Below are 22,160 nucleotides of genomic sequence, written 5' to 3'. Positions count from 1 at the left end.
GAGGAGAAGACCGGTGACCTACATCATCGCCGAGCCGTGCGTGGATGTGCTCGACAAGGCATGCATCGAGGAGTGCCCGGTCGACTGCATCTACGAGGGCAACCGGATGCTCTACATCCACCCCGACGAGTGCGTCGACTGTGGTGCCTGTGAGCCGGTCTGCCCGGTCGAAGCGATCTTCTACGAGGACGACGTGCCGGAGCAGTGGAAGGACTACACCGGCGCGAACTACGAGTTCTTCGAGGACCTGGGCTCGCCCGGGGGCGCCTCGAAGGTCGGCAAGGTGGAGAAGGACGCCACCTTCGTCGCCGCGCAGCCGCCGCGCGGCGAGGGCCACTGAGCCGGCCCACGCCGGTCTCGGCGCGGCTGCCCGAGTTCACCTGGGACACGCTGGACGCTGCGGCCACCACGGCCGCGGCGCACCCGGACGGTCTCATCAACCTCTCCATGGGTACGCCCGTCGACCCGGTGCCGCCGCTGATCCGGCGGGCGCTCGCCGACGCGTCGGACGCGCCGGGCTATCCGCTGACCGCCGGCACGCCCGCGCTGCGGGACGCCATCGCGGCCTGGGTGGCCCGTGCCTGCGGCGCGGGCGTCGACGGGCTGGGCGTGCTGCCCACGATCGGCTCCAAGGAGCTGGTGGCCTGGCTGCCCACGCTGCTCGGGCTCGGCCCCGGTGACGTGGTCGTGGTGCCGTCCGTCGCCTACCCGACGTACGAGGACGGGGCACGGCTGGCCGGCGCGACCACGGTGCGCAGCGACTCGCTGACCGCGCTCGGTCCCGATCCCCGGGTCCGCCTGGTCTGGGTCAACTCGCCGGGTAACCCGACCGGTCGGGTGCTGCCCGCGGCCCACCTGCGCAAGGTGGTCGAGTGGGCCCGGGAGCGGGGCGCGGTGGTCGCCAGCGACGAGTGCTACCTGCCGCTGGGCTGGGACGCCGAACCCGTCTCGGTCCTCTCCCCGCAGGTGTGCGGCGGGTCGTACGCCGGCGTGCTGGCCGTGCACTCGCTCTCCAAGCGCTCCAACCTGGCCGGCTACCGGGCCGGCTTCGTGGCCGGCGACCCGGCGTTGACGGCGGAGCTTCTCAAGATCCGCAAGCACGCCGGCATGATCGTGCCGGCGCCGGTGCAGGCCGCCATGGTGGCCGCGCTCGGCGACCAGGCGCACGCCGACGCGCAGCGGGAGCGCTACCGGGCCCGGCGGGAGACGCTGCGGGCGGCGTTCACCGCCGCCGGTTTCACGGTCGAGCACTCCGAGGCCGGGCTCTATCTCTGGCTGACCCGCGACGAGGACTGCTGGGACACCGTCGACTGGCTGGCCCGGCGGGGGATCCTGGTCGCCGCCGGTGTCTTCTACGGCCCGGCCGGCGCCCGGCACGTGCGGGTGGCGCTCACCGAGTCCGACGCGCACATCAACGCGGTGCCCACCCGCCTCGCCGGCTCGTAAGGCGGGGGCCCCGCTTAACGCTTTCGGTAGAGGCGGGGCCCCTTCTTAACACCAGGTGTTAATAGGGGCCCCCGCCTTACACCCGGGCCTCGGCGGGACGGCGGGCGATATCCTCGGCGGGACTTTCCGCGGGGCCACCCGGGCTCCGCCGACGACGCGGACGCCGAGGTGGACCGATGGTGGGCGAGGCCGGCGGGTTGGCACGCGCCGCGGTGGTCGGGACCGGGCTGATCGGCGGCTCGGTGCTGCTCCGGCTCCGTGACGCCGGGCTCGACGTCGCCGGCTGGGACCCGGATCCGCAGACCCGCCGGCAGGTGCGCGAGCAGGGGGTCGCGGTCCCGGACACCGTCGAGGAGGCGGTGACCGGTCGGGACGTGGTGTTCGCCTGCGGCCCGCTGCCCACGCTGCCCGCCACCCTGGCCCGGGTGGCCGCCGCCACCGACGACGGGTGTGTGCTCACGGACGTGGGCAGCGTCAAGGCGGAGGTCACCGTCGCCGCCGCCGCGCAGGGGCTGGGGCACCGGTTCGTGCCCGGCCACCCGATGGCCGGCGCCGACCGGGCCGGGCCGGCCGCGGCCCGCCCGGAGCTGCTCGACGGCGCGGCCTGGGTGCTCTGCCCGGGGCCGACCGGGCTGGCCGCGTTCCGGCGGCTCGCCGCGTTGCTCGTCGACGTCTTCCACGCCCGGGTGGTGCCGATGTCGGCCCCGGAGCACGACGCCGCCGCCGCGCTCGCCTCGCACGTGCCGCACGTGCTCGCCGGCGCGCTGGCGGGCACGGTACGGCGGTCGGCGTTGCGGGAGGCGGTGCTGACGCTCGCGGCCGGCAGTTTCTCCGACGGCACCCGGGTCGCCGGGGGGCCACCCGAGCGGACCGCGAACATGCTGCTGGGCAACCGGGACCGGGTGTTGGCGGAGCTGGCCGAGGTGACCGCCTTCCTCGACGAGCTGACCGGCGCGCTGCGGGCCGGGGACGCCGGGGCGCTGGCCGACCGGCTGGCCGAGGCCCGGGCGGCGCGTGCCGCGTTGCGCGACCGCGGCCACAGCGTGCACCGGCGGGAGTTCCCGGCCGACGCGGACCACGCGGGCGAGCTGGCCTACCTGCGGGAGATCGGCACGGCGGGAGGCCACCTCACCGGGTGTCGGGTGGCGGGCGGCGCGGTCGGATACACCGCGCGACTGCCGGCCACCGCGCCGTTAGGCTGAGCGGCATGGCGGACGCACCTGTGGTCGCGGTACGCGGCGAGGCGTACCAGGAGGTCGCTCCCGAGCTGGCCCGGTTCACGGTGACCGCGGTCGCGCGGGACCGGGACCGGGAGACCACGCTGACCCGGCTGGCGGAACGGGCCGCCGCGGTGCGGGCGCTGCTCGACGCGGCCGGGCCGGTCGTCCAGGGGCGGGAGACCGGGCAGGTGAACGTCTGGCCGGTGACGAAGCGCTCGGGCGACCGGGTGGTGGCCTACCAGGGCCGGGTGAGCACCACGGTCACGGTCACCGATTTCACCGCGCTCGGCGAGCTGATGCTCCGCCTGGCCGACCACGAGCAGGTCGAGGTGGCGGGCCCGGTGTGGTCGCTGCGGCCGGACAGCCCGGCCTACCGGGCGGCGCGGCACGCCGCGATCGCCGACGCGCTGGCCCGCGCCCGGGAGTACGCGGAGGCGCTCGGTGCCCGCGTCACGGCGCTGCGGGAGCTGTCCGACACCGGCCTGACCGCCGCCCCGCCGATGCTTGCCAAGGCCGCGTACGCCGAGTCCGCGCCGGAGCTGGAGCTGGACCCGGCGCCGCAGCCGGTGCACGCGGCGGTGGAGGCGCGGTTCACCATCAGCGAGCCGGTGCTCGGCTGATGCCGCGGACAGAGGTGCTCGCGCTCGACGAGTTGGTCGCCCGGGCGCGGGCGCTCGCCGAGGACGGCCCGCGGCAGTTGCTCGGCATCGCCGGCGCGCCCGGCGTGGGTAAGTCCACGCTCGCGGAGCGGATCGTCGCCGAGGTCGGCCCGGCCGCCCGGCTGGTGCCGATGGACGGCTTCCACCTGGCCGGTTCGGCGCTGGCCCGGCTGGGCCGGGCGGGCCGCAAGGGCGCGCCGGACACGTTCGACGTCAACGGCTTCGTGGCCACCCTGCGCCGGTTGCGCCGGTTGGAGCCCACCTCGGTGTGGGCGCCGGAGTTCCGCCGTGACCTGGAGGAGCCGGTCGCGGGGGCGATCGAGGTGCCGCCGGAGGTGCGGCTGGTGGTCACCGAGGGCAACTATCTGCTGCTGCGGGACGAGCCGTGGGAGGAGGTGCGTTCGCTGCTGCACCGGGCCTGGTTCCTGGACCTGGACTCCGAGTTGCGGTTGCGTCGGCTCACTGACCGGCACGTGGCGTACGGGAAGTCGCCGGAGCAGGCCCGGGCGTGGGCGCTCGGCAGCGACGAGCGCAACGCCCGGCTGGTCGCCGGCACGGCCAAGCACGCCGACCTGGTGGTCCGGTTGGCGGACCCGCCGGAGGGGTGAGGGCGGTCAGCCGGCTCCCGGGCGGGGCGCCGGCACGCTCCGGCGCAGCAGTCGGGCCACCACGGCCCGCTCGCGGGTGAACTCCACCGCGTCCGGGTAGCCGCTGTGGCTGCGGATCGGCGGGTCGGCGACCTCGCCGCCGGACGGGTGCAGCGCTTCCGGGTCGGTCACCGACACGTCCCGCTGCCCGGCGCTGACCTGCCAGCCGAGCGGGTCGGTGTCGCGCCAGAAGTTCGTCCAGGCGACGTGCCCGTCGGGCCAGGTGACCGCGCGGGCCAGGGTGCGCAGCCGCTCCGGCCCGAAGTACGACGGGAAGACCCGGCCGTAGAGCCGGGTGAGCTGGCAGCCGTAGGAGAAGAACCAGGTCCGGTGCCGCCACCGGCGGGGCAGTTGCAGCAGCATCGCGGCGCAGATGACGGTGCCCTGGCTGTGCCCGGAGAGGATCACGCCGTCCATCCGGTCCGGATGGTGGGGCGGCAGCGCCAGCAGTCCGGCCACCCGGGTCTGGAGTTCCGGCACGGCGCGTTCGGCGTAGCTGGGCGGGGCGAGCGGGTGCGCGGCCCGCGGCCAGAACGTGCACACGTCCCAGATCACGCCGACCGAGCGGCGTACCGAGTCGGTGCGGTAGACCAGCCAGCCGAGCGCGCTCGTCACCACCGGCAGCCAGCCGAGTACGGCGTCGCCGAGTTCGGCGGCCCAGTGGACGGCGAGCTGCCAGCCGGGGGAGAGCGGGCCGGGCCGGTGGCCGGAGAGCGTGGCGGCGCAGCAGAGGGTGATCAGGACCGCGGACCCGGCCGCGTAGCCGCCGATCAGCCGGACCGCGTGTTCACCCACCAGCCGGTGCAGCGCCCGGTAGGTGCTGACGTCGCGGCAGCGGCGCAGGTCATGCGCGGAGAGGCCGCCGGCGGAGGTCAGCCCGGCGTACTCGGCGCGGCGCAGGCCGTGCAGCAGGACCGCGGCCCGGACCAGCAGCGCGAGCAGGGTGAGCAGCCCTACCACGCAGGCCAGTCCGGCCCAGAAGACGGCGAGCGGCGGCGTCACGCGGCTCGTGCCGGCGGGCGCGGCCGGTCCGGCGAGCCGTTCGCTGACCCAGTAGAGCAGCCCGGCGCAGTACGCGACGGCCATCATCCAGCCGAAGCCGGCGATGACCGCCGGCGCGCAGCCGTGCCAGGCGAGACCGGTGTACGCGCCGAGCGGCTGGGCCGGCACGGCGGGCCGGAGCCGGGGCAGCAGCAGCCCGGCGACGGCGAGCGCGATGGCCGGACCGACGAGCATCCAGGTCCGTAGTCCGGCCGGTGCGGTGGGCAGGCCGGGCAGGCCGCGTTCGATCCAGGCCACGCCGAGTGGCAGCAGCACGGCGGCGGCCACCGGTCCGGTCAGCGCCCGCCGGCCGGAGCGGTTGGCCGCGCCGATGGCCACCAGCAGCAGCACCTGGTAGGTGACCAGCCAGGCGAGTCCGGTCTCGTAGCCGGGCAGCGGGCGCGCGGTGAGACAGCCGGCGAGGTCCGGTGTCGTCGCGCATCCGACCGGCGGCCGGTACGTGCTCAGCGGCCGGCCGGCCGGACCCTCCGGGAGCAGCAGCAGGACGAAGGTGCCGACCAGCCCGAGCCCGGTGAGCGCCGCCACCGCGACGCTCCACCGACCCAGTGGGGTGGCGCCCTGGCGGCGGCTGAGCCAGGGGCGGCCCACCGCGACCACGGCGATCGTCACCACGGTGACGAACAGCGCCACGGTGGGCCAGGCGACGGCGGCCCGCAGGCCGCGCGGCGGATCCATGATCAGCACCGCGGCAACGGGTACGGCGGCGGCGGTCACCGCTCCGGTGCACAGGTGCAGCACCGCGGCCCGGCGCAACTGGCCCTCGCCGTTCCAGAACGTCGGGTCCTGGAGCGGGTTCTCCAGCGGCTCGGCCGGGTCAGCCGGCTCGGCCGGGTCGTCGCCGCGGCGGGCCGGCCGGGGGCGCGGCTCGGCCGGCATCTCCGCCTCGTACTGATAGGTGCGCCAGGCGAGCAGCCCGATCACGCCCAGCACGAGCAGCGGCAGCAGCAGCCCGAGGGCGAGTGTCCGGGTGCCCTCGCGCCACCAGGAGTTGCCGAGGAACTCCCACGGGCCGGGGATCTGGCCGAGGCACTGCGGGCCCACGCACTGCCAGCCGACGAGGTCCACGCCGATCCCGGTCACGGCGACCACCAGGGTGCAGGTCAGGCTCAGGCAGAACAGCCGGATGAGCCAGGCGGTGATGCCGGACCGGCTGGCCCAGCGTTCCCGGTCCGGGTCCGCCGGGATGCCGGCCCGGGCGTGCAGCGCGACGTTCGCCAGCGCGAAGGGCAGCAGCAGCGTCCAGAGGGCGCGTTGCAGGTCGCGCCGGGTCCGCGCGCCGGAGGTCAACGTCCCCCAGCTGTACGCCTCGACGTTGATCGGGTCGTCCCGCTCGGCGCCGGTGGAGCGGTAGAACCCGGTGACCTGTCCGCCGGCGACCAGCTCGGGTTGGGGAGTGCCGGCCCCTGGCCCGGGGGCGAGGCCCAGTAGCTGATCCGGCGGGGTGTTGGACACCCCGTGCACCCGTAGTTCCAGCACGCGCTCCATCGCGGTCCCCCAGAGTAAGCGTTCCACTACCCAGAGTGCTCGCTATTTCCGGAATCCGCATCCCCCGGAAGGGGTTGTTTCGGCAGCTCAGGCAATTAGGCCAGGGTTTTTATCGGGCGGGCGGGGTTACCCACCGCCACCACGTTCGCCGGCAGGTCGCGGGTCACCACCGCGCCGGCGCCGACGACCGTGTTGTCGCCGACGCTCACCCCGGCGAGCACGATCACCCCGCCGCCGAGCCAGGCGTTGTCGCCGATGGTGATCGGCTCGGCGGCCTCCCACTTGGCCCGGCGGGCCTCCGGCTCCACCGGATGCGTGGCGGTGAGCAGTTGCACGTTCGGTCCGAGTTGGACGTCCGCGCCGATGGTGATCCGGGCGACGTCGAGGAAGACCGCGTTGAAGTTGACGAAGCTGCGCGGCCCGAGGTGGGTCTGGTAGCCGTAGTCGCAGTGGAACGGCGGTCGGATCCAGGCGCCCTCGCCGAGCGAGCCGAGCAGGTCGCGCAGGGCGGCGAGGCGGCCCTGCGGATCGTCGGCGGAGCTGCGGTTGAAGCGTTCGGTGAGTCGGGCGGCGCGGTCCAGGTCGGCGATGATCGCGGGATCGTCGGCGATGTACGGCTCGCCGGCCAGCATCCGGTCCTTCATGGTCATCGACGGATCATCCCGGCCGGGTGGAGGGTTGGAGCCGGTTCGGTCGGATTAGTGACTTCCGATTGCATACCCGGTATGCAATGCTGGTAACCCACATCGATGTGACATGCGTCGATGAAACGCCTCACGAAGGAGAGAAGGTTGCCCCGGAATCGCAGAAAGCTGGCCGCGCTCGGCCTCGCCCTGGGCCTGGCGCTCGGCCTGCCCGTGCCCGCACACGCCGCCGCCCCGGCGGCGACGACCGGCACACCGGCCCACACGGGCACGTCCGGCCGACCGGCCACCGTCACCCTCATCACCGGCGACCAGGTCACCGTCGCCCCCGCCGGCCGGATCGCGGTACGCCCCGGCGCCGATCGCACCGGGATGCAGTTCGTGGTCCGCCGCGAGCGGCACGGCGTCAGCGTGGTGCCCCAGGACGCCCTGGCCCTGGTCCGGTCCGGCCGGCTCGACCCGCGACTGTTCGACGTCACCGGCCTGATCGCGGCCGGCTACGACGACGCGCACCGCGACACCGTGCCACTGCTTGTCGCGTACCGCCAAGGGGTGGCCCGGCGGGCCGCGAGCCCGCTCGCCGGCACCCGGGTGATCCGCGACCTGCCGGCGATCGGCGGCGCGGCGCTCGTCGCCACCAAGTCCGACACCGGCGCGCTCTGGCACGCGATCGGTGCGGACCGCTCCGGCGCCCGGCTCGACACGGCGGGGGGTGTCGACCGGATCTGGCTGGACGGCCGGCGGCAGCTGACGCTCGACCACAGCGTGCCCCAGATCGGCGCCCCGGCCGCCTGGTCCGCCGGATACACCGGCAAGGGCGTGACGGTCGCGGTGCTCGACACCGGCGTCGACCTCACCCACCCCGACCTGGCCGGCAGGGTCGCCGCGTCGCGCAACTTCAGCGAGGAGACCAACCCCGACGACATCGTCGGGCACGGCACCCACGTCGCCTCGATCATCGCCGGCAGCGGCGCCGCCTCCGGCGGGAAGTACCGGGGCGTGGCGCCGGACGCCACGCTGCTCTCCGGAAAGGTCTGCGAGGTCTACGGCTGCACCGACTCGGCGATCCTGGCCGGCATGCAGTGGGCCGCCGCCGAGCAGCACGCCACCGTGGTCAACCTGAGCCTGGGCGGCTACGACACGCCGGAGGTCGACCCGCTGGAGCAGGCGGTCAACACGCTCACCGCGCAGACCGGCACGCTCTTCGTGATCTCCGCCGGCAACGACGGCGCCGACGGCTCGGTCGGTTCGCCGGCCACCGCCGACGCCGCGCTGGCGGTCGGCGCGGTCGACCGGGACGACGAACTCGCCGTCTTCTCCAGCCGTGGGCCCCGGGTCGGCGACGGGGCCATCAAGCCGGACATCACCGCGCCGGGTGTGGAGATCGTGGCGGCGCGGGCCGCGCACGGCCAGATCGGCGACCCGGTGGGGGACGGGTACGTCTCCCTCTCCGGCACCTCGATGGCCGCCCCGCACGTGGCCGGCGCGGCGGCGCTGATCGCCCAGCAGCACCCCGGCTGGAACGCGGGCCGCTACAAGGCCACGCTGATGGCCTCGGCCCGGCCGCACCCCGAGCAGACCGCGTTCCAGCAGGGCGCCGGCCGGGTCGACGTGGCCCACGCGATCACCGAGCAGGTGACGAGCGAGCCCGCCTCGGTCTCGTTCGGCCTCGCGCTCTGGCCGCACGCCGACGACAAGCCGATCAGCAAGACCGTCACCTACCACAACGACGGCGCCGCCCCGCTCACCCTCGACCTGGGCACCGAGTTCACCGGCCCGGGCGGGCGGTCCGCGCCGGCCGGCATGCTCACCCTCAGCGACTCCCGGCTCACCGTCCCGGCCGGCGGCACCGCCCAGGCCACCGTCGTGGTGGACACCCGGCTCGGCGTCGACGGCTACTGGACCGGTCGGCTCGTCGCCCGATCCGGCGACACCGTCGCGGTGACCCCGCTGGCGGTCAACCGGGAGGTGGAGAGCTACGAGCTGACCGTGACCCACCGGAACCGGGCCGGCGCGCCCACCGACAGCTACTACACCACCCTGATCGGGCTCGACGACGGCTCGGTCCGGGACGTGTTCGGCGCCGCCGAGACCACGATCCGGGTGCCCAAGGGCCGGTACGGGGTGCAGAGCCTGCTCTTCGTGGACGGCGACGAGGGCTGGTCGGAGGTCTCCACGCTGACCCAGCCGGAGCTGGCGGTGACCGGGAACCAGCGGCTCACCCTGGACGCCCGGCGGGCGAAGCCGGTCCGCACCACGGTGCCGCAGCGCGGCGCGGCCCCGCTGCTGATCGACATCAGCGCCGCCTGGAACGTCGGTGACTTCTACGCCACCTTCGGGCTCCTGACGGACCGGTTCGACGGCCTCTACTCGGCCCAGCTCGGCCGCAACGTCTCCGACAAGGTCTTCGTCGGCGCACTGGCCAGCCAGTGGACCGAACCGACCGCGCCGGAACGCAGCCCGTACTTCTACGGGTTGAGCGACGTGTTCCCCGGCCGGTTCCCCACCGGGTTCGTCAGGCACTACCGACAGGCCGATCTGGCGACCGTCACCAGCCGGTTCGACAACGGCTACGCCGGGCTGGCCAACGAGCGGACCATCTACCCGGAACTCGACTACAACATGGGCGGCTCGGCGATCATCCTGCCGGCCCAGGTGCCGGGGAAGCGGATCGAACACCTCAGCACCGACCGCACCCGCTGGAGCTTCGAGCACGACTTCGGCCAGCCGAACCCGGACAACGGATGGCTGGAGCCGCAGGCGTTGCTGTCTGCCGGGCCGACCCGCTACCAGGCCGGCCACGCCTACTCCGAGGTCTGGAACAACGCGCCGTACGGCCCGTCCTTCGCGCCGCAGCCGCGCTTCCCCGAGGAGGGCATCACCCGCACCGGGGACACCGTCCTGGTCTCGCTGCCGACACACAGTGACGCGGCCGGTCACCAGGGCTTCTCGCTCACCGACACGGCACGCACCGCGCTCTACCGCAACGGCAAGCTGGTCGGTGCGGAGGCCGGCGCCGGGTACGGCGAGTTCGAGGTGCCCCCTGGTGCGGCGAACTACCGGCTCGACACCACGGCGACGCGCAGCTTCACGGACCTGAGCACCGAGGTCTCGGCGAGCTGGACGTTCCGCTCCAAGCGGGTGCCGGGCGACGAGCCGGCGCGGCTGCCGGCGATGGCGGTCCGGTTCACCCCGCCGCTGTCGGCGGACGGCGCCGCGCCGGCCGGCCGGACGTTCACCGTCCCGGTGGCGGTGCAACGCCAGCCGGGCGCGCCGTCCGGCAAGGTCACGGCGCTCGCCGTCGACGTCTCCTACGACGGTGGGAAGACGTGGCGGAAGGCGACCGTGACGAAGCGGGGCGGCGGCTGGACGGCCACCGTCAAGCACCCGGCCGGCCCCGGCTACGTGTCGCTGCGGGCCTCCGCCCGGGACGACGCCGGCAACACCGTGACCCAGCGGATCATCCAGGCGTACCGCCTGCGGTGAGCCCGCCCGTCCGGGCCCGCGACCTCGCGTCGCGGGCCCGGCGGGTGGTCAGTTCGCGTGCAGGGCGGCGTTCAGCTCGATGCCCCGGCCGGTGCGCGGCCTGGCCTCCAGCGCGCCGGTCACCGAGTTGCGCCAGAACAGCAACCCGTCCACGCCGGACAGCTCGCGGGCCTTGACCACCCGGCCGTCCGGCAGGCTGATCTTCGAGGCGGCGGTGATGTAGCAGCCGGCCTCCACCACGCAGTCGTCGCCGAGGGTGATCCCGACGCCGGCGTTCGCGCCGACCAGGCTGCGCTCGCCGATCCGCACCCTCTCGGTGCCGCCGCCGGAGAGCGTCCCCATGATCGAGGCGCCGCCGCCGATGTCGGAGCCGTCGCCGACCACGACACCCTGCACGATCCGCCCCTCCACCATCGAGGTGCCGAGCGTGCCGGCGTTGTAGTTGACGAAGCCCTCGTGCATCACGGTGGTGCCGGCGGCCAGGTGCGCGCCGAGCCGGACCCGGTCCGCGTCGGCGATCCGCACGCCGGCCGGCACCACGTAGTCGGTCATTCGGGGGAACTTGTCCACCCCGTACACCGCCAGGTGGCGGCCCGCGGCCCGCTCGATGACGCGCAGCTCGTCCACCCGCTCCGGCGGGCACGGGCCGGCCGAGGTCCAGGCCACGTTCGCCAGCTTGCCGAAGATGCCGTCGAGGTTCAGCTCGTTGGGCCGCACCAGGCGGTGGGAGAGCAGGTGCAACCGCAGGTACGCGTCGGCGGCGTCCTTGATCGGGTCGTCGAGCGAGCCGATCACCGTGGTCACCTCGACGGTACGCAGGCCGGGCAGCGCCCGCTCGCCGATCGCGCCCGGCGGCAGGTCCAGCACGTCGGCCTGGTCCTCCCCGGGCACCAGGGGCAGCTCGCCGAGCCCCAGCTTGCCGGTCGGGTACCAGGCGTCGAGCACCTGGTCGTCGGCGGTGACGGTGGCCAGGCCGATGCCCCAGGCGGATGGTGCGGACGTCACGGTGTCACCTCTCGTTCCGGCGGCGGCGTCCGCCGCTGCTCGCGGCCGTGGGCGCGGAACGTGTGCCTCGCACCCACCGACGATGACGGTACCGTGCGATACATGCAGAACCCGTTGACCCCCGAGGTCCTGGCCGATCCGGTGGCGCTCACCCGCGCCCTGGTCGACATCGAGTCGGTCTCCCTGAACGAGAAGGCGATCACCGACTGCGTCGAGGAGGTGCTGCGCGGCGTACCGCACCTGCGCACCTATCGACACTCGAACACGGTGATGGCCCGCACCGAGCTGGGCCGGGCGCAGCGGGTGGTGCTCGCCGGCCACCTGGACACCGTTCCGCTCAACGACAACTTCCCGTCGACCATGCGCGGCGACCTGATGTACGGCTGCGGCACCTCGGACATGAAGTCGGGGGTGGCGTTCGCGCTGCACCTGGCGGTGACGCTGCCCGACCCGCGCTACGACGTCACCTACTTCTTCTACGAGGCCGAGGAGATCGAGTCGCGCTACAACGGCCTCACCCTGGTGGGGGAGAGCCACCCCGAGTGGTTGCGGGCCGACTTCGCGGTGCTGTTGGAGCCCACGTACGGGATCGTCGAGGCGGGCTGCCAGGGCACCATGCGGGCGGTCGTCACCACGCGCGGCGAGCGGGCCCACGCGGCGCGTTCCTGGCACGGGGTGAACGCCATCCACGGCGCGGGCGAGGTGCTGCGCCGCCTGGGCGCGTACGAGGCACGTCGGGTGACCATCGAGGGCTGCGACTACCGGGAGGGGCTCAACGCCACCGGGATCCACGGCGGGGTGGCCGGCAACGTCATCCCCGACCTCTGCGAGATCGAGATCAACTACCGGTACGCCCCGGACCGCGATCCGGTGACGGCCGAGGCGCACCTGCGCGAGGTCTTCGCCGGCTTCGACCTGCGGGTCACCGACGCGGCTGCCGGGGCGGCCCCGGGGCTGGACAACCCGGTGGCGCAGGAGTTCCTGGCCGCGGTCGGCGCCGCCCCGATCGGCAAGCTGGGCTGGACGGACGTGGCCCGGTTCGCGGCCCTGGGCATCCCGGCGCTCAACTTCGGCCCCGGCGACCCGAACCTGGCCCACCACAGGGACGAGCACGTCGAACTGACCAAGATCCGTGACGGCGCGGCCACCCTGCACCGCTGGCTCGCCTCGGCCTGACGTACCGACGATCCGGAGCCCACGCGCGGCGTCGCGGGGCCCCGGATCGTCAGACGCTCGAAGACAGCGACGTGTCCGCCTCGTCGGTCTCGGCGGCCGGCTCGGCGCGGTGGGCCTCCATCATCCGGGCCCGACGACGCTCGGCCACCACGTCGTGGATCCGCCGCTGCATCTGCCGGCGGATCCGGATCATCTCGCTGTTGCTGATCAAACGCTTGCTCCTCCCCCGAAGGCGCGTCGCCCCGGGCATACCGGGTATGTGAATAGTAAGACGTGCCCGCCACCGAAAAAGTTGCCTTGATCGCGAAGATTTTCTCCGGCAGGCCCGTCTACGCGCCGCCCCGCCGGTGCTCCACTACGGTGGCCCCATGACTGAGAGCAGCAGAAAGCCGGCTGAGCAGGGGCTGCCGCGGGGGGAGCGGCACCGCGGCGCGGTCACGCTGCGCAATCGAGCGATTCCTAACAGTACCGCAGATCAGCGGCTGCTCGACTCCCGGGGGCGCAGCGACTGGAAGACCAAGGACGCCTGGCGGGCCCTGCGAATCCTCTCCGAGTTCGTCGAGGGGTTCGACACGCTCGCCGACCTGCCGCCCGCGGTAAGCGTCTTCGGTTCGGCCCGCAGCAAACCCGACAGCCCGGAGTGCCGCCTGGCCGAGGAGTTGGGCGGTGCCCTGGCCCGAGCCGGCTACGCGGTGATCACCGGCGGCGGCCCGGGCGTGATGGAGGCCGCCAACCGGGGCGCCGGGGAGGCCGGCGGCCTCTCCGTCGGGCTCGGCATCGAGCTGCCGTTCGAGCAGGGCCTCAACGACTGGGTCGACCTCGCCATCGACTTCCGCTACTTCTTCGCCCGCAAGACCATGTTCGTCAAGTACGCCCAGGCGTTCGTGGTCCTGCCCGGCGGGTTCGGCACCATGGACGAGCTCTTCGAAGCGCTCACCCTGGTGCAGACCGGCAAGGTGACCCGGTTCCCGGTCGTGCTGATGGGCGCCGACTACTGGGGCGGCCTGCTCGACTGGCTACGCGACCGGATGGCCGCCGACGGCAAGATCGGGTCGGGCGACCTCGACCTCATCTGCGTCACCGACGACGTCAACGAGGCGGTCCGGCACATCGTCGAGGCCGAGGCGGTGCTCTCCGCCGAGCAGGAGGCGGTCCGCGAGGAGGCGGTCGCCCGCGTGGCCGCCGACCAGCGGGCCGCCGCCGAGGCCGCCCCCGAGGGCCCGACGGGTCGGCGCTGACATGGCAAACATCTGCGTGTTCTGCGCGTCCTCCCGTACCCTCGACGACCGCTGGCTGGCGCTTGCCACCGAGACCGGCACCGAGCTGGCCCGGCGCGGGCACACCCTGGTCAGCGGCGGTGGCTGCGTCGGCATGATGGGCGCGGTGGCGGACGGCGCCCGGGCCGCCGGAGCACGCACGATCGGAGTCATCCCGCAGCCCCTGGTCGTCCTGGAGGCGGCCGACCTGGCCGCCGACGAACTGCTCGTCACCGACGGAATGGCGAGCCGCAAGACGATGATGGTCGACAAGTCGGACGCGTTCGTCACGCTGCCCGGCGGGTTGGGCACGCTCGACGAGCTGTTCGAGGTCTGGACCACGGCCACCCTGGCCCTGCACACCAAGCCGATGGTGCTCGTCGACGCGGACGGGTTCTACCGGCCGCTGCTCGACTGGCTCGGCACCCTGGCCGACCGCCACTTCCTCAAGCCGGCCGCACTCGACCTGGTGATGGTCGCCGACAGCGTGCCCGCCGCCCTCGACCTCATCGACGCCCGCCTCACCTGACGCGCCCCCGCTCCCGTCTGGCCCCCGCTCCCGTCTGGCCCCTGCTTCCGTTCCCGCCCTGGTCCCGCCCAGCCCCGGCCTGTCCCGCTCCGGCCCGGGTCCCGCCCTGGTTGACACCCCTCCCGCTCCACCCATCGGGTGCGGGCCGGGCGAGTGGAACGGTATGGGTGTCTCCGCGTCGCCCTGCGGGGGGCGCTTCCGGATGGCGGCTCGGGAGAGGGGCCCGCAGGGCGAGAGACCACGAGCCCTCCGCGCCGACCGGTGCTCGGGACGCGGCGTGCGCCGCCGCCGGCCGGGCGGGTCGTCCCGGTGGCGGCCGTTCCTGCTGACCGGGTGCGCTGCGGCGGGTGGGCGGCGTCGGTTTCCGGGTGTCGTACCGGCGTGGTGGGATGTCGGTGATGCAGGCGTACCGGTTGGTGCGCCGGCCCGGCGGCGCGGGGGCGGGGGTCACCCACGACGCCGGGGCGGGGCAGGGGGTGGGCCGGTCCGACGGACCGGTCGTGTCGGAGCCGCGATCCGGGGGGTCGACGGTCGATGCCGCGCACCCACCGACCGTCGCCGAGCCGAGAGTGGCCGAGCCGACCGTTGCCGGGCCATCCGTTGCCGGGCCATCCGTGGCCGGGTCGAGGGTGGCCGGAGGGCGTCGGGCGGATCTGGTGCAGGCCGAGGTCATCGCGCACACCGACGGGCCGATGCTCGTCGTGGGTGGGCCCGGCACCGGAAAGACCGCCACCCTGGTCGAGGCGGTCGCCGCCCGGGTGGCCGAGGGCGTCGACCCGGAACGGGTCCTGGTGCTGACCTTCGGGCGGCGGGGCGCCACCGAGTTGCGTCGGCGGATCGAGGCCCGGATCGCCGGAGACGGCCACCGTGTGCTCCGCGAGCCGCTGGTCCGCACGTTCCCGGCGTACGCCTTCGGGCTGCTCCGCCGGGCCGCGGCGGAACGGGGTGAGCCCTCACCTCGGCTGCTCACCGGCCCGGAGCAGGACCTCATCATCCGCGAGTTGCTCGACGTGGTCGGCGAGGAGCCGGACGACGATCCGGTCGGCTGGCCGGCGGACATGCGCCCCGCGCTGCGTACCCGGGCGTTCGCGCAGCAGCTCCGTGACCTGTTGATGCGGGCCGCCGAGCGGGGCGTCGGCCCGGTCGAGCTGGCCCGCCTCGGCGAGAAGCTGGGCCGCGCCGACTGGCCGGCCGCGGCCCGCTTCCTCCGCGAGTACGTCGCCGTCCTCGCGCTGCGTGACGTGAGCAACCGGGGTTCGGTCGCGTACGACCCGGCGGAGCTGGTGCGGGCCGCCACCGGCATGCTGCTCGACGATCCCGGGTTGCTCGCCGCCGAGCGCCGCCGCCTGACCCACGTCTACGTCGACGAGCTTGCCGACACGGACCCGGCCCAGGTGGACCTGCTCGCCGTGGTGGCCGGCGGTGGCAAGTCCCTGGTCGCCTTCGCCGACCCGGACTCCTCCACGTACGCCTTCCGGGGCGCCGACCCGGCTGCGGTCGGCGCGTTCCCGCACCGGTTCCGGACCGCCTCCGGCGCGCCGGCCGCCCAGGTCACGTTGGCGACCTCCTACCGGGCCGGGCCGGAGTTGCTGGCGGCGACCGCCCGGCTGGCCCGCCGGCTCCGGGGCCCGGCGGCCCACCGGCGGCTGCGCCCGCTCCCGGACGCGCCGGCCGGCGCGGTCGAGGTGCGCACCTTCCGCTCCGCCACCAGCGAGTCCGCGTGGCTGGCCCACGCCCTGCGGGAGGCCCACCTGCTCGACGGGGTGCCCTGGTCCCGGATGGCGGTGCTGGTGCGTTCCACCGGGCGGCAGCTCCCGTCGCTGCGACGTGCCCTGCACACCGCCGGCGTGCCCACCGTGGTGCACGGGGAGGACCTGCCGCTGCACCTCCAGCCGGCGGTGGCCCCGCTGCTGCTCCTGCTCCGCTGCGCGCTCGAACCCGACCGGCTGGACGAGGAGTCGGCGGTCGCGCTGCTGCACTCGCCGCTCGGCGGCGCCGACCCGCTGGCCGAGCGGCGGCTGCGCCAGGGGTTGCGGGCGCTCGCGCTGGCCGGCGGGGACCGTCGCCCCTCCGGTGAGTTGCTTGTGGAGGCGCTGCGTGACCCGGCCGAGCTGGCCACCATCGAGCGGCGGTGGGCGGAGCCGGCGCAGGCCGTGGCGCACCTGCTGGCGACCGCCCGGCAGGCCGCCGGCACGCCCGGCGCCACCGTCGAGGACGTCCTCTGGGCGGTGTGGCGGGAGAGTGGGCTGGCCGAGCGCTGGGCCGGGGCGATCACCCGGGGGCGGGCGGCCACCGGCGAGCACGAGACGGCCCAACGCTGGCGGGCCGAGGCCGCCGACCGGGATCTGGACGCCGTGCTGGTGCTCTTCGACGCGGCGGCCCGGTTCGTCGACCGGCTGCCGGGGGCACGCACCGAGGTCTTCCTCGACCACGTGCTCGGCCAGGAGTTGCCGGCCGACACGCTCGCCGCCGCCGCCGACCGGGGAGACGCGGTACGCCTGCTCACCGCGCACGCGGCGAAGGGCCTGGAGTGGGACCTGGTGGCCGTCGCCGGGGTGCAGGAGGGCGTCTGGCCGGACCTGCGACTGCGCGGCAGCCTGCTCGGCTCGGAGCGGCTGGTCGACGTGCTCGCCGGCCGGGCCGACGGCGCCGGGCTGCGGGCCAGCCTGGTCGGGCAGACGTCGGCGCTGCTGGACGAGGAGCGGCGGCTGTTCCACGTCGCGGTCAGCCGGGCGCGGCGCCGCCTGCTGGTCACCGCCGTCGCCTCCGCGGCGGTCGGCGGCGACGACCACGAGGAGCAGCCCAGCCGCTTCCTGCACGAGTTGGCCGCGACCGACCCGCCGGCCACCGGCAGCGGCGGCGCCGCCCCGCACGGCCCGAACCCGCACGGCCCGAACCCGAGCGGCCCGGACCCGAGCGGCCCGGACCCGAGCGGCCCGGACCCGAGCGGCCCGAATCCGCACGGCTCGAACCCGCGCGGTCCGGACCCACACGGCTCAGGCCCGCACGGCGTGAACCAGACCGGCCCGAATCCGAGCGGCGCGGACCGGGACGGGCCGGTGCCGCACGGTGACGAGCATCCGCAGGACGGGCCGCCGGGTGCGCTCCCGGTGACGCTGCCGCCGCGCGGGCTCACCCTGTCCGCGCTGGTGGCGGAGCTGCGTACCGCGATCACCGACCCGGCGACGCCGATCACCCGGCGGCACGCGGCGGCGGGTGAGCTGGCCCGGCTGGCCGCCGCCGGCGTGCCCGGCGCGCACCCGGACGACTGGTGGGGGTTGCGCGGCCTCTCCGACGACCGGCCGCTCGTCGACGACGGCGAGCCGGTGCGGGTCACCCCCTCGGCGATGGAGAGCGCGTTGCGGTGCAGCCTGCGCTGGCTGCTGGAGCGGCACGGCGGCAGCGGGCCGGCAAGCGCCGCCCAGGGCGTCGGCAACCTGGTGCACGCCGCCGCGATGCTCGCCGAGGACGCGAGCGCGGACCGGGAGGCGCTGCTGGAGTACGTGGCCGCCCGGTTCGACGCGATCGAGCTGGCCGCCCGCTGGATGGTCGGCCCGGAGCGGCAGCGTGCCGAGGCGATGGTCGACAAGCTGCTGCGTTGGCTGGCCGGCAACCCGCGCCGGCTGCTCGCCATCGAGCACGAGTTCGCGGTCCGCCTCGACGACCCGTCCCGCCCGGTCGAACTGACCGGCCGGGTCGACCGGCTGGAGGTCGACGACGAGGGCCGGCTCGTGGTGATCGACCTGAAGACCGGCAAGTCCACGGCCGTCACCGAGCGGGAGGTGGCCGAGCATCCGCAGCTCGGCGCGTACCAGGCGGCGGTCGAGGCGGGCGGGTTCGCGGAGTTCGGCGCGGAGTCCGGCGGCGCCGCGCTGGTGCAGCTCGGCACCGGCGCGCGGGACGCCCGGGAGCAGGCCCAGGCCGCGGCCGGCGAGGGCCCGGAGGCCGGCTGGGCCACCGCGCTGGTCCGCCGGACCGCCGACACGATGGCCGCGTCCACGTTCGCCGCGGTCGCCAACTCCAAGTGCCGGGTCTGCCCGGTACGCACGAGCTGCCCGGTCTCCGGCCAGGGCCGGCAGGTCGTCGAGCCGCCACCGGAGAGCCGGCCGTGAGCGCGCGGAGTCGAACGAGGACCGGAGCATGACGACACAGCCGGCGCTGTTCGGCGCCACCGGCACGCCCACGCCCCGGGCCGCCGACGCGGGCCCCCGCTACACGCCCGTCGAGCTGGCCCGGCTGCTCCGGCTGCCGGCGCCAACCCGGGAGCAGGCGGCGATCATCGCGGCGCCGGTGGAGCCGCTGCTCGTGGTCGCCGGCGCCGGCTCCGGCAAGACCGAGACGATGGCCGCCCGGGTCGTCTGGCTGGTCGCCAACGCGTACGTGCGCCCCGAGCACATCCTCGGGCTCACCTTCACCCGCAAGGCCGCCGGCGAGTTGGCGCACCGGGTCCGGACGCGCCTCGACCAGCTCGTCCGCCGGCTGGGCCGGCCGCGCCGGGATCCGCGCGAGGACCCGTTCGCGGGCGAGCCGACGGTGTCCACCTACCACTCGTACGCGGGGCGGATCGTCACCGAGCACGGGTTGCGCGCCGGCTACGAGCCGACCACCCGGCTGCTCACCGAGGCGTCCCGCTGGCAGCTCGTCGACCTGCTGGTCCGCAACTACGACGGGGACATGTCCGAGGTGGACCGGATGCCGTCCACCATCACCGACGCGGTGCTCGCCCTTGCCGGCGAGCTGGACGAGCACCTGGTCGACCCGGACGAGTTGGCCGGCTGGACGGGCCGCTTCTTCGCTGAGGTCCAGTCGCGTCCCGGCCGGGTCTACGCCGACGTGCGCAAGGCGCTCCAGCTCCAGCGGACCCGGCTGAAGCTGCTGCCGCTGGTGCGGGCGTACGCCCGGCGTAAGGACGACTTCGAGGCGATGGACTTCGCCGACCAGCTCGCCCGCGCGGCCCGGGTGGCCCGCGACCACCCGGCCGTCGGCGTGATCGAGCGGGACCGGTTCCGGGTGGTGCTGCTCGACGAGTACCAGGACACCAGCCACGCCCAGGTGGTGCTGCTCAACGCGCTGTTCGGCGGCGGTCACCCGGTCACCGCCGTGGGTGACCCCTGCCAGTCCATCTACGGCTGGCGCGGGGCCAGCGCCGGCACGCTCGACCGGTTTCCCGGCGAGTTCGCCCGCGTCGACGGCACCCCCGCCGACGTGCTGGGCCTCACCACGAGCTGGCGCAACCGGCCGGAGATCCTCGACGTCGCCAACGCGCTCTCGGTGCCGCTGCGGGCGGCCGGCGCCCGGGTGCCCGAGCTGCACGCCGCGCTCAGCGTCCGCGATCCGATCCCGCACCGCACGCCGGGCGGCCGGGCCGCCGGCACCGTGCACTGCGCGCTGCTGCCGACGTACGCCGACGAGGCCGACTGGATCGCGGACAGCGTGCTGGCGTCCTGGCGGGGCGCGGCCGGGACGCCGGGCGCGCTGCCCGAGCACATCCCGGCCGACCGTCGCCCGACCACGGCGGTGCTGGTGCGGCTGCGCAGCCAGATCCCGGCGATCGAGGCGGCGCTGCGGGCCCGAGGGCTGCCGGTCGACGTGGTCGGGCTCGGCGGTCTGCTGGACACCCCGGAGGTACGGGACGTGGTGTGCACGCTGCGGGTGCTCGCCGACCCGACCGACGGGGCGGCGCTGCTGCGGCTGCTCACCGGCGCGCGCTGGCGGATCGGCCCACGTGACCTGGTCGCCCTGCACCGTCGGGCCCGGGCCATCGCCCGCAGCCGCCGGGAGCTGGTCGGGGACGGCGGGCCGGAGATCGTCGTGGACGTGCTGGACGAGGCGACCCTGGTCGAGGCGTTGGCCGACCTGGGGCCGGCGCAGGCGTACTCGGCGGAGGGGTTCGCCCGGCTGCGATCGTACGGGATGGAGCTGGCGCTGCTGCGCTACCGGCTGGATCAGTCCCTGCCGGAGTTGATCGCGGACATCGAGCGGACCATCGGGTTGGACGTGGAGGTGGCGGTCCGGGCCGGGCGGGACGGCGCCGGTGACGCCGGGCTGGCCCGCGCCCACCTGGACGCGCTCGGCGACGTCGCGGCCCGGTTCAGCGGCGAGACACCCGGCGCCACGCTCGCCGGTTTCCTCGCCTACCTGGCCGCCGCCGAGGACGAGGAGCGTGGGCTGGCGCCGGGCGAGGTCGAGGTGGTGGCGGGCGCCGTGCAGGTGCTCACCGCGCACGCCGCCAAGGGCCTGGAGTGGGACGTGGTGGCGGTGGCCGGGTTGACCCGGGGCGTGTGGCCGGGGCCGGTCCGCAACTCGGACCACTGGCTAGGTGGGCTCGGGGTGCTGCCGTTCCCGCTGCGCGGCGACGCCGACGGGCTGCCCGAGCTGGCCCTGCCGGAGGCGGCGGACCAGCGTGGGGTGGCCCGGGCACTGGCCGAGTTCACCGACGCCTGGCGGGCGCACGACGAGCGGGAGGAACGCCGGCTGGCGTACGTGGCGGTGACCCGGCCCCGGCGGTTGCTGCTCTGCTCCGGCTACTGGTGGGGAGAGGGGACGAAGCGGTTCCGCGGGCCGTCGGTGTTCCTGCGTGAGGTGCACGACGCCGGCCTGACCGGCGCGGGCGGGCACGTGATCGACGCCTGGGCGCCGGAGCCGGCCGGGGACGCGGTGAACCCGACCACCGAGACGGTGCTGCGCGCCGAGTGGCCAGCCGACCCGCTTGGTGGTCGCCGGCCGGCGCTCACCGAGGCGGCGGCGCTGGTCCGCCGTCATCTCGCCGACCCGGACGCGGCGCGCCGCGAAGCGGCCCTGCTGGCCGCCGCCGGTCCGGCCGATGTGGCGCAGGGGGATCCGGAGGTGGCCCGGTGGCGGCGGGAGGCCGATCTGCTCCTCGCCGAGCGGGCGGAGCTGGCCCGGCGGGCCGAGGCGGTCGAGGTGGAACTGCCGGGCCAGCTCTCGGTGACCCAACTGGTGGCGTTGCGTCGTGACCCGGAGGCGCTGGCCCGTACGCTGCGCCGGCCGATGCCGAGCGAGCCCAGCCCGTACGCCCGGCGGGGCACCGCGTTCCACGCCTGGCTGGAGCAGCGTTTCGGCGCGGACCGGCTGCTGGATGTGGACGAGTTGCCCGGCGCGGCCGACGACGGCGCCGCCCCGGACGAGGCGCTTGCCGCGTTGCAGGAGCGGTTCCTGGCCAGCGAGTGGGCGGACCGGGTGCCGGTGGAGGTGGAGGTGCCGTTCGCCACGGTGATCGCCGGTGTGGTGGTCCGGGGTCGGATGGACGCGGTCTTCGCCCGCCCCGGCGGGCGTTACGACGTGGTCGACTGGAAGACCGGTCGGCGACCCACCGGCCGCGAGGCGGACGCGGCGGCGGTGCAGTTGGCGGTCTATCGGCTGGCCTGGGCGGAGTTGGCCGGCGTGCCGGTGGAGCGGGTCGGCGCGGCGTTCCACTACGTGCGGGACGGGGCGACGGTGCGTCCGGCCGACCTGCTCGACGTGACGGGGTTGACCGCGCTGGTGAGTGCCGTGCCGGAAATTTCGGCGTGACCTCCCCCGGCG

At 75.1% G+C, this 22,160-nt stretch carries 15 protein-coding genes; 11 read left to right on the top strand and 4 right to left on the bottom strand.

All coding sequences use genetic code 11. From position 1 onward, the window contains the following. Positions 1-13 precede the first annotated feature (13 nt). From fdxA to O7613_RS20825, 5 genes are all read left to right on the top strand, one after another. The gene (gene fdxA, locus O7613_RS20845) at positions 14-340 is read left to right on the top strand and encodes a ferredoxin (RefSeq protein ID WP_030490464.1); all 327 of its coding nucleotides are present in this window, start codon (positions 14-16) and stop codon (positions 338-340) included. Then, positions 337-1,446 carry a succinyldiaminopimelate transaminase gene (dapC, locus tag O7613_RS20840; RefSeq protein WP_281590092.1) on the top strand — a complete coding sequence of 370 codons (1,110 nt, stop codon included), beginning with the start codon at positions 337-339 and terminating at the stop codon, positions 1,444-1,446. The genes fdxA and dapC overlap by 4 nt, the downstream gene beginning before the upstream one ends. Positions 1,447-1,622: 176 nt before the next feature. Next, positions 1,623-2,648 carry a prephenate dehydrogenase/arogenate dehydrogenase family protein gene (locus tag O7613_RS20835; RefSeq protein WP_282289663.1) on the top strand — a complete coding sequence of 342 codons (1,026 nt, stop codon included), beginning with the start codon at positions 1,623-1,625 and terminating at the stop codon, positions 2,646-2,648. 5 nt (positions 2,649-2,653) lie between these two features. Continuing rightward, positions 2,654-3,286 (top strand): SIMPL domain-containing protein, encoded by a 633-nt coding sequence (locus O7613_RS20830; protein WP_282289662.1) that lies wholly within the window; start codon positions 2,654-2,656, stop codon positions 3,284-3,286. Beyond that, the gene (locus O7613_RS20825; protein WP_282289661.1) at positions 3,286-3,933 is read left to right on the top strand and encodes a nucleoside/nucleotide kinase family protein; all 648 of its coding nucleotides are present in this window, start codon (positions 3,286-3,288) and stop codon (positions 3,931-3,933) included. Before O7613_RS20830 ends, O7613_RS20825 begins: the two co-directional genes overlap by 1 nt. Before the next feature lie 6 nt (positions 3,934-3,939). On the opposite strand, the gene O7613_RS20820 is transcribed toward O7613_RS20825, so the two are convergent. Continuing rightward, a complete protein-coding gene (locus tag O7613_RS20820; protein ID WP_281586774.1) occupies positions 3,940-6,519 on the bottom strand; it encodes a hypothetical protein in 2,580 nt (859 codons plus the stop codon). Positions 6,520-6,614: 95 nt separating this feature from the next. Further along, complete coding sequence (locus O7613_RS20815; protein ID WP_281586775.1) at positions 6,615-7,169, bottom strand: sugar O-acetyltransferase; 555 nt, start codon at positions 7,167-7,169, stop codon at positions 6,615-6,617. A gap of 141 nt (positions 7,170-7,310) precedes the next feature. Between O7613_RS20815 and O7613_RS20810 the strand changes: the two genes are divergently transcribed. Further along, the gene (locus tag O7613_RS20810) at positions 7,311-10,649 is read left to right on the top strand and encodes a S8 family serine peptidase (RefSeq protein ID WP_282289660.1); all 3,339 of its coding nucleotides are present in this window, start codon (positions 7,311-7,313) and stop codon (positions 10,647-10,649) included. 48 nt (positions 10,650-10,697) lie between these two features. Here O7613_RS20810 and dapD read toward each other — a convergent pair whose 3' ends face one another. Continuing rightward, complete coding sequence (dapD, locus tag O7613_RS20805) at positions 10,698-11,654, bottom strand: 2,3,4,5-tetrahydropyridine-2,6-dicarboxylate N-succinyltransferase (RefSeq protein WP_282289659.1); 957 nt, start codon at positions 11,652-11,654, stop codon at positions 10,698-10,700. A 102-nt stretch (positions 11,655-11,756) separates the two neighbouring features. Here dapD and dapE point away from each other — a divergent pair, with 102 nt between their 5' ends. Beyond that, positions 11,757-12,830, top strand: a complete 1,074-nt coding sequence (gene dapE / locus O7613_RS20800; RefSeq protein ID WP_281586778.1) for a succinyl-diaminopimelate desuccinylase — start codon at positions 11,757-11,759, stop codon at positions 12,828-12,830. A 49-nt stretch (positions 12,831-12,879) separates the two neighbouring features. On the opposite strand, the gene O7613_RS20795 is transcribed toward dapE, so the two are convergent. Next, positions 12,880-13,041, bottom strand: a complete 162-nt coding sequence (locus tag O7613_RS20795) for a hypothetical protein (RefSeq protein ID WP_281586779.1) — start codon at positions 13,039-13,041, stop codon at positions 12,880-12,882. 157 nt (positions 13,042-13,198) lie between these two features. Here O7613_RS20795 and O7613_RS20790 point away from each other — a divergent pair, with 157 nt between their 5' ends. From O7613_RS20790 to O7613_RS20775, 4 genes are all read left to right on the top strand, one after another. Continuing rightward, on the top strand, positions 13,199-14,068 hold the full coding sequence (locus O7613_RS20790; RefSeq protein ID WP_281586780.1) for a TIGR00730 family Rossman fold protein: 870 nt from the start codon (positions 13,199-13,201) through the stop codon (positions 14,066-14,068). Position 14,069: 1 nt separating this feature from the next. After that, entirely contained in the window at positions 14,070-14,615 is a 546-nt protein-coding gene (locus tag O7613_RS20785) for a TIGR00730 family Rossman fold protein (RefSeq protein ID WP_282289658.1), read from the top strand. Positions 14,616-15,013: 398 nt separating this feature from the next. After that, complete coding sequence (locus tag O7613_RS20780) at positions 15,014-18,727, top strand: PD-(D/E)XK nuclease family protein (protein WP_282294583.1); 3,714 nt, start codon at positions 15,014-15,016, stop codon at positions 18,725-18,727. A gap of 28 nt (positions 18,728-18,755) precedes the next feature. Beyond that, on the top strand, positions 18,756-22,148 hold the full coding sequence (locus tag O7613_RS20775; RefSeq protein WP_282289657.1) for a UvrD-helicase domain-containing protein: 3,393 nt from the start codon (positions 18,756-18,758) through the stop codon (positions 22,146-22,148). Positions 22,149-22,160: the final 12 nt, after the last annotated feature.

Source organism: Micromonospora sp. WMMD975 (assembly GCF_029581215.1).
In the GTDB taxonomy this organism is placed as follows: domain Bacteria; phylum Actinomycetota; class Actinomycetes; order Mycobacteriales; family Micromonosporaceae; genus Micromonospora.
This window is presented reverse-complemented; position numbering and strand designations above follow the sequence as displayed.